Below are 7,302 nucleotides of genomic sequence, written 5' to 3'. Positions count from 1 at the left end.
GTAAAAATGGAATGAAGAATAAAACAGCTAGCAAATTAATTATGGAGTTAGTAATGATATATAGGGAACTGAACGCTTAAAAGTTTAAATAAACGATGGTTTAACGATGCTAGATGCAATTGGACCTTATGAAGTTTTAAGGAATATTTCAAATGCCGAGGTACTATTTGTTGCTGAAAAAAAAGGTGAAATTACAGCTGATTCTAAATTTGTTCATCTCAATGCAAAATTTGGAATAGACGAGATTAATGAGGCAGATATTTTAGTTATTCCAGGTTCAGCCATAACCTTTTTAAGAGAAATCAACAATGTAAAAGTGATGGAGTGGATAAAAAAAATTAACCAAACTACACTTTGGACAACTTCTGTATGTTCAGGCTCAATAATTCTTGCTTCAACTGGACTATTGAACGGATTAGAAGCTACTTCACATTGGAAACCTATGGAATTATTGAAAAAGTTTGGGGCTGTTCCAAAAGCGGAAAGATTTGTAGAACAAGACAAGTATATTACAGCCGCAGGAGTTTCAGCGGGTATTGATATGGCTTTGTATTTATGTAATAAAATTGTTGGCGAAGCCAAGACCAAGGCTATTCAGCTCTTTATTGAATATGACCCTAAACCGATTTACAAATCTGGAAATTATTCAACTGCTGAAAAAAATGTTATTGAAGAAGCTGAGTTTATTTTGCTTGAGGAAGCCAAAAAGGAACCTGAATTATTTGAAGAGATAAAAAGGGAAATATAAAAAACTATGTACAACACTGGTAAGCGTTGCACAAGCCATTGATCAGCAACAAATACGATCGATATAAGCCTCTTAAAAGGGCTTTATTATAGCCTGTTAGTAGTTGAACGTCAATTTTTAAATTCCAAAAGAGTCGTCACTAAGAACGAGAGATTTTTCTACGATCCGGCTTAAATATAAATTCATTCCTATCGGTTTTGGTAATATCGCTTCTCCAAGGCTTACACAAAATTTCTGATAGACTTTGTCTAAGAGTCTTCATATCATTTGGTTTTTTTAAATAGAGATTAGCACCTAAGTTATAAGTATCAATAACATCGCGCTCGCTATCAGAGGTGGAAAGGATAATTACAGGAAGCTTATTAGCCGTATAGGATAACCTAAGTTTTCGTAAGCATTCTTTACCGTTCATAACCGGCATGTTCAAATCCAGGAAAATAAGATCCGGTGATTCCTTCTCGCAGCTATCCAGATGTTCAATTAAATCTGCACCATTTTCAAATTGTAGGACTTGTAAGGAGGTATCCAGGCTACCGAGTGCATCTATAAAAAACTCACAATCGTCTTGGTCGTCATCCGTCAAGGCAATAATTAGTTTTGCTGAAACCATACTATAAATTGTTTAAATATGTTAGTATTCCTAAATTTCAATTTTGTATCGTGAAAATGTTTCACGGCCCATTCTTAATTATAAATAATCGCATTGGATAAATTCGTATTTAAAACAATCGAAGCCGAGACTGGATTAGCCTATCTAAAGAACTAATTCCCAATCAGATCTTCCATTCATAGAACGTAGACGAACAGTGAACAGCAAAATTTTAGTTAAAGTTAAATTTAAATTTAATAATTACAAATAATTTCTTTTTAGTGGGTCGAATTTTTCATAATGTTAACCTAATTAATTAAAAAAAAGTCCTGTACCTTCGAATTATCCACATTTACCTTATTGAAATGATTGTATCTATTTTATATAATTTCGCCATTACACACCAGTCTGGATTTTTGTCAGGTATAATATGTAGAGTATGATAAAGTTTTTAAGACCACAATCGAAGCTTTTTAAGCAAATCATGGAAGGAAGCTTTCACTTGGTTATTACAATTGAAAATTCATGTTACAGACGAAATCCGCATAACATTATTTCTCCCCATAATCCGGTTTGCTTGATTTTCGGTATCCGCTCGGTCCTATGCAAAATATCAAACAACAAAGAAAAATGGGCTAAACTCGTACACCGAATGACGGGCAATTTCGCTCAGGTTACCATATGATTTGAAAATGTGGTTGGCTTGCCCTGTGCTTAAGTTGGAAACATACTATGTACCAAATTTCCGAAGAGTAGTTATCCCGTTTCTTGAGGCTATTCCCAAATGAACGCATTTCTATCTTCACCCCTAAATTTTCTTAAAGGTTTTCCATAACATAACTCCAACAATGAAGAAATTCGAGATAGTTCCGCTTTGGTCAGCGCCTCTACTAGTTTGAATCTTATCAGTACTATCGAACTCCTGTCTGAGCCGTCAACATATTGAGAACCATACTTTCTATTAAAAATTTATTACAAATTTTTTGTTGTTATTTGAACATATTGGCGAAGCAAATTTTACGTATTGGATATAATCCGCTAAGATAACGGTAAAGTTGTTTGGAAACTTTATTAAAAAGTGCCCGCAATCCATGAATACTGTAATTTTTGATCTACTGACTTTTGAATATAGATATATTCTCTTACTATAAAAAGAAGTAATAGAAGGATTTATGACATATTGGTCTATAAAAAAAGGATCAATTGTCATGATGTCAGAGATTTACAATTAAATTGTAACTTTATGCAACAAATGTTCTATGGTTGTTACACTCGTTATTATTTATCAAACTTAAAGTCTAGATTAAGTATGAGTTTACATCGTTTGGCCAAAAACCTGGTTTCAGTTTTAAAAAATAACAACAATCATGAATTCTATGGATAAAAACAACGACAGAAAGATAACAGATCGAATAGAGGATAACCAATCATTGATCAATGACCTTTTCGCTCTACTGTTAACGAAGGATAGATTGACCGAAGATATTACTGAAAATATCAATCATGAATTAGGGGATTTAAAGCGAGGTGTGGGTTCAGGTTTTGCCAGTTGCGTTCAAACTGGTCAGATGAAATCCGTTCTAATTGAAAATCTGGCGTTAAGGGAAGAATTGGCGCTAGCCGAACGAACCTTGTCTGACTTTAAGAAAATTTTGGAAAATAGGGATAGACTTTTTTCAATCATCGCCCATGATCTGAGGGGTCCAGCCAATAATATCGTATGTATTGTCGATACACTTGGAGAAAGTATTGAAAATAACGGTTATTCTAAAATGTCCAGACCTATCGAACTGTTGTCAAGGTCCGCATATTCGATGAAGCATCTGCTTGACAATCTTTTGAATTGGGCCAGACTTCAAGGTGGAAAAATAATCTTTTCCCCTAAAGAAATCGAGATCATTCCTTTAATATATGAAAGTGTGGAAATAGTATCGGCGACCGCACTTTTAAAGAAAATCGTTATCCAGGTTGACCAAACCAATAGTGCCAGATTAATGGCGGATGAATCGATGCTTAAGGTTATACTTTATAACCTACTCTCCAACAGTATAAAATTCACATATTCTGGGGGGCTCATAACAATTAGGATATGGATAGCGGATGGTTCTTGCCGAATCAGTATCAAGGACAATGGAATCGGTATGGACGATGAAATGTGCGCCAATCTATTTATTGACACCAATGCCGTATCGCGATACGGTACAAACGGGGAACCCGGATCGGGACTGGGCCTTAGGCTCTGTAAGGATTTCATCGATCTTCATTGCGGTGGAATCGAAGTCAGTAGCAAACTGGGAAGCGGAAGTAAGTTCATTATTTCGTTGCCGATTAAAGGAAAGGATACAACGAAAAACAATAAGGCCCATTAAATACTGTGGAGATAAATCGAATTATCGCGGGGAGCTTTGCTTTTACCACAAGTCGACCAATCCGACGATTGCCTGAAAATTTGAAGGAAGTTTTTAAAGGCTAACGGATTAAATGGCATTTTATTTATTCCATGCCATATAGTCAAGTTAGTGATTTTTTTGTTGTAAAGTAATTATTAAGGTTCATTATGATCGAACGGGGCTAAGATCAAAGAGCACGTTAATTTTAAAGTTTAAAAAGAGTTGATTCGTCCGGCTTATTTATGGTTTAATATTGTTAACTACTGTTATCTTCAATTTCCTTTTAAACGGTCTAAGTAAAAAAAGAAGCGATTCTTACCAGGGGGACGACGATCTTAATGATTCGAAGTATAATTCGATCTTTACACTTTACTCATTATCATAAATAAAATCTTGATATCATTTTTCTAACAATTCCAACACATAAAAAAAACTCAAATATCCAATGCTATTTTCGAAACCCATGAACAGATTCAGGGACAAATAAAAATAATACATGGAAAGGTATCGATTATTAAGGTAACTGTTGAACTACTGTAGGTTGTTCCCTGACAATTACCAAGAGCTTTGGGCAGAGCAGAATAGTTCAACAAAAATAAAATCAAAAGGACCCAAATGGTCCTCTTGATAATATAGTCGATAAAAAAGATTTACGGGGGGCTATGTTTGAACAATATTAGGGAAATTTTATAAGAAATAAAGAAAAAAATATGTGCTATTTTATTTTAAGTGGGGTGAGTTCATTTTAAATAATGGTTAGCGACTTTACAAAGGTTTTTTTTTACTTAGGAGGAATCTTTTATCAAAAAACTAGATTTGTTTTAATAGAACCTGTAAATAATATCAAAGAGTTAAAAATTTGATATTAAAGCCACGGTAATTCAATTTACCAAGAAGTTTAAAGAATAGCCCAATGAATTTTCGAATTTTGAACGGTAACGGATTATTTAACCTTTGGATGGGATTATATCCAAAATGTATCCGTTAAACACACAAATTCCGGTAACCTTGATGAGAGTTATTGTAAAAGAAACAGAGTTTATCGTATGGAAATGGTATAAACAAAAAACCAATGAAAATTTGTTGTAGCCTCAAGTAAATATCGAATCTATGTTCGTCTTTGTTATTGGCTTATTAAAATATCCTTCAATTGCTACGTGGTCCATTGCCCTTTTTCTATCAAGGGAGTTGTTAAAAGCAGACAAAATGTAAATTCTTGTCTGTCCCATATTAGCAAACGTTTTTTGAGTAATATCTATAAACTCCCAGCCGCTCATCTTTGGCATGATTAGGTCGACAAAAATGATATCGGGGAAACCTTTTCCAGATGTTACCATATCGGACAGTAATGCCAGAGCTCCTATTGAATTATCGGAAACCATTATCTCTGTATTGGATATTGCCTGTTCAACCGCATACCTTGTAGCAAACTGCGAAACTAGATCATCATCTATAATCAAAATTTTAACTCTCAAACTATTTAGTTTTAAATTATATTTATAGTAAATTTATACCAGAGGATAACATATTAATGGTAAAGACTACCTAATTAAACTTCTGTGTTAATTTGGTGAAACGTGTCAATACTACGTTTTTCTTTGCCTAAATAAGATAAATTTTAATTTGTTATAAACGAAATCTCAAATAAGAATTTAACAGTATCAACAAACTCGGTCATATTCTCTACGTGTTTTATCGTAATCAGTGAATGCAATGTTTCTAACTTTTTATAAAAGATCAATATTTTGCAGTATCCCTTCAGTTTTTGATATTGGAACTTTGCTCATAGTCAATTTTAAACAGGTTATCGGAATTATTGAAGTATAGTAATTATAAATTTAAAAGTTTGTATAGTTCGAATTAGGAGTATGACTGGGCACCTTGTCGTAATTCGTAAGGTCAAATAAAGAATGAATTCTATCTTGGCCAAACATTTACCAGAGTGGTCCATGCTAAAAAACGGCCAAAAATGCAATCAGTTAATACAAAACCAAAAGATTGCATTTATCTTTAGATTATAAATCAGCCAATCACGTGCATCGATATGCCGCTTAAAACTTATTTTAACATTTAGCCGTATTTTAGGATGTGACAGCTCAAAAATGACAAATTTCTCTGAAATATCTAAGTTTTTTAAATCTGAATATTCATTAGATCGAGATGGATTAGAGGAACTATTCTCATTATTTAGAGTTAGAAAGCACAAGAAAGGAAGTTTATTGATTGAGGCCCAAACTAAAGAAAAACAGCTTCGATTTTTAAATAAAGGTATAGTGAGAGAATACTATTCGAATCAAGAAAAAGAAATTAATATTAATTTTTACGTAAAACCACAGTTTATTTCTGATTTATTAACCTTTAGTCAAAACTCTAAAACTAATAAAAATCAAGAATGTCTTTCTTCAGTGGAAGTTTTGAGTATCGAAAGAAAACCTTTTTTTGATTTACTGGAAAAATATCAGTGCGGAAAATCTTTTGTAGAATTATCGTTTCAAAAATTATTGAAACAAAAAGAAATGCTGGAGTTTAATCGAATTACCAAAACTCCAGAGGAATTATATAACGAACTATTCATTTATAAACTTGAATGGCTTCAGTCTATTCCACAATACCATATTGCTTCTTATTTAAATATAACTCCCGAAACATTAAGTCGTATTAGAAAACGTACTTCTTGATTTGAATCAATGAAAATGGTTAATCATAATTGGACTTTTGTATAAACATTAAAATCAAACAAAATGCTAAAGATTCATCATATAAGAAATGCAACTATGATTCTGGAAACAGAAAAAGATGTAATTTTAGTTGACCCAATGTTAGGAGATATAGGTGTTATGCCTTCTTTCACATTATTCAGACACAAAGCAAGAAAAAATCCAACAGTTCCCTTGCCTAAAAATGTAGAACTGATATTAGATAAAGTTACACATTGCCTAATTACACATCAACATCCGGACCATATTGATAGCACAGGAGTTCAATTTTTAATAAAAAATAAAATCCCTGTAACCTGTAGTTTTAAAGATGAAAAAAATTTCTCAAAAAGAGGTTTAAATGTTATTCAAACACTTAAATATTGGGAACAACAAGAATTTTTAGGAGGAACTATTGAAGGTATTCCAGCAAAACACGGTTATGGATTTGTGTCCAGACCAATGGGAAACGTAATTGGGTTTTATATAAAATTACCCGAACAAAAATCTATTTATCTTAGTTCTGATACTATTTACACAGATTCGGTCGATAGGGTTCTTAAGAGTTACAAACCTGATATCAGTGTTTTGGCTTGCGGAACTGCTCAATTCGATATATTTAAACAACTTATTATGAATATTGACGATATTCTAAAGTTTGTTAAAAACACACCAGGTAAAGTCATTGCTAATCATATGGAATCTATAAATCATTGTCCATTAACTCGAAAGGAATTAAAAAAGATATTGACAGATAAACAATTGATAAATAAAGTTTTAATTCCGGAAGATGGTGAAATAATGGAAATAGCCAGTAGGTAATAAAGAACTGAGGCATGAAAGTTCAAATAAAGGGTGATATAATTATTGAGAGGACCA

6 protein-coding genes are annotated in these 7,302 nt (G+C 32.7%); 4 read left to right on the top strand and 2 right to left on the bottom strand.

Translation table 11 applies throughout. The features are described 5' to 3' along the window. The first annotated feature begins 106 nt into the window (after positions 1 to 106). Positions 107 to 748, top strand: a complete 642-nt coding sequence (locus B2Z27_RS02060; RefSeq protein ID WP_286812369.1) for a DJ-1/PfpI family protein — start codon at positions 107 to 109, stop codon at positions 746 to 748. 139 nt (positions 749 to 887) lie between these two features. Here the strand turns inward: B2Z27_RS02060 and B2Z27_RS02055 are convergent, their stop codons facing one another. Further along, on the bottom strand, positions 888 to 1,331 hold the full coding sequence (locus tag B2Z27_RS02055; RefSeq protein WP_286812368.1) for a response regulator: 444 nt from the start codon (positions 1,329 to 1,331) through the stop codon (positions 888 to 890). A 1,382-nt stretch (positions 1,332 to 2,713) separates the two neighbouring features. Here B2Z27_RS02055 and B2Z27_RS02050 point away from each other — a divergent pair. Next, positions 2,714 to 3,706: a sensor histidine kinase gene (locus tag B2Z27_RS02050; protein WP_286812367.1), complete on the top strand. Its 993-nt coding sequence runs from the start codon at positions 2,714 to 2,716 to the stop codon at positions 3,704 to 3,706. A gap of 1,112 nt (positions 3,707 to 4,818) precedes the next feature. Here B2Z27_RS02050 and B2Z27_RS02045 read toward each other — a convergent pair. After that, the gene (locus B2Z27_RS02045) at positions 4,819 to 5,202 is read right to left on the bottom strand and encodes a response regulator (protein WP_286812366.1); all 384 of its coding nucleotides are present in this window, start codon (positions 5,200 to 5,202) and stop codon (positions 4,819 to 4,821) included. Positions 5,203 to 5,829: 627 nt separating this feature from the next. Here B2Z27_RS02045 and B2Z27_RS02040 point away from each other — a divergent pair. Both B2Z27_RS02040 and B2Z27_RS02035 read left to right on the top strand, forming a co-directional pair. Then, a complete protein-coding gene (locus B2Z27_RS02040; RefSeq protein WP_286812365.1) occupies positions 5,830 to 6,405 on the top strand; it encodes a Crp/Fnr family transcriptional regulator in 576 nt (191 codons plus the stop codon). A gap of 63 nt (positions 6,406 to 6,468) precedes the next feature. After that, the gene (locus B2Z27_RS02035) at positions 6,469 to 7,245 is read left to right on the top strand and encodes an MBL fold metallo-hydrolase (RefSeq protein WP_116772268.1); all 777 of its coding nucleotides are present in this window, start codon (positions 6,469 to 6,471) and stop codon (positions 7,243 to 7,245) included. The last annotated feature ends 57 nt before the right edge of the window (positions 7,246 to 7,302 follow it).

The organism is Maribacter sp. UBA3344 (genome assembly GCF_002362375.1).
Taxonomy (GTDB): domain Bacteria; phylum Bacteroidota; class Bacteroidia; order Flavobacteriales; family Flavobacteriaceae; genus Maribacter; species Maribacter dokdonensis.
The sequence above is the reverse complement of the archived record's forward strand: the minus strand, read 5'-3'. Positions and strand labels throughout refer to the sequence as shown.

What these genes read in the sequence shown, in the direction of transcription:
- B2Z27_RS02060 (WP_286812369.1), top strand. Translation starts at nt 107, where the DNA reads ATGCTAGATGCAATTGGACCTTATGAAGTTTTAAGGAATATTTCAAAT.
- B2Z27_RS02050 (WP_286812367.1), top strand. Translation starts at nt 2,714, where the DNA reads ATGGATAAAAACAACGACAGAAAGATAACAGATCGAATAGAGGATAAC.
- B2Z27_RS02040 (WP_286812365.1), top strand. Translation starts at nt 5,830, where the DNA reads ATGACAAATTTCTCTGAAATATCTAAGTTTTTTAAATCTGAATATTCA.
- B2Z27_RS02035 (WP_116772268.1), top strand. Translation starts at nt 6,469, where the DNA reads ATGCTAAAGATTCATCATATAAGAAATGCAACTATGATTCTGGAAACA.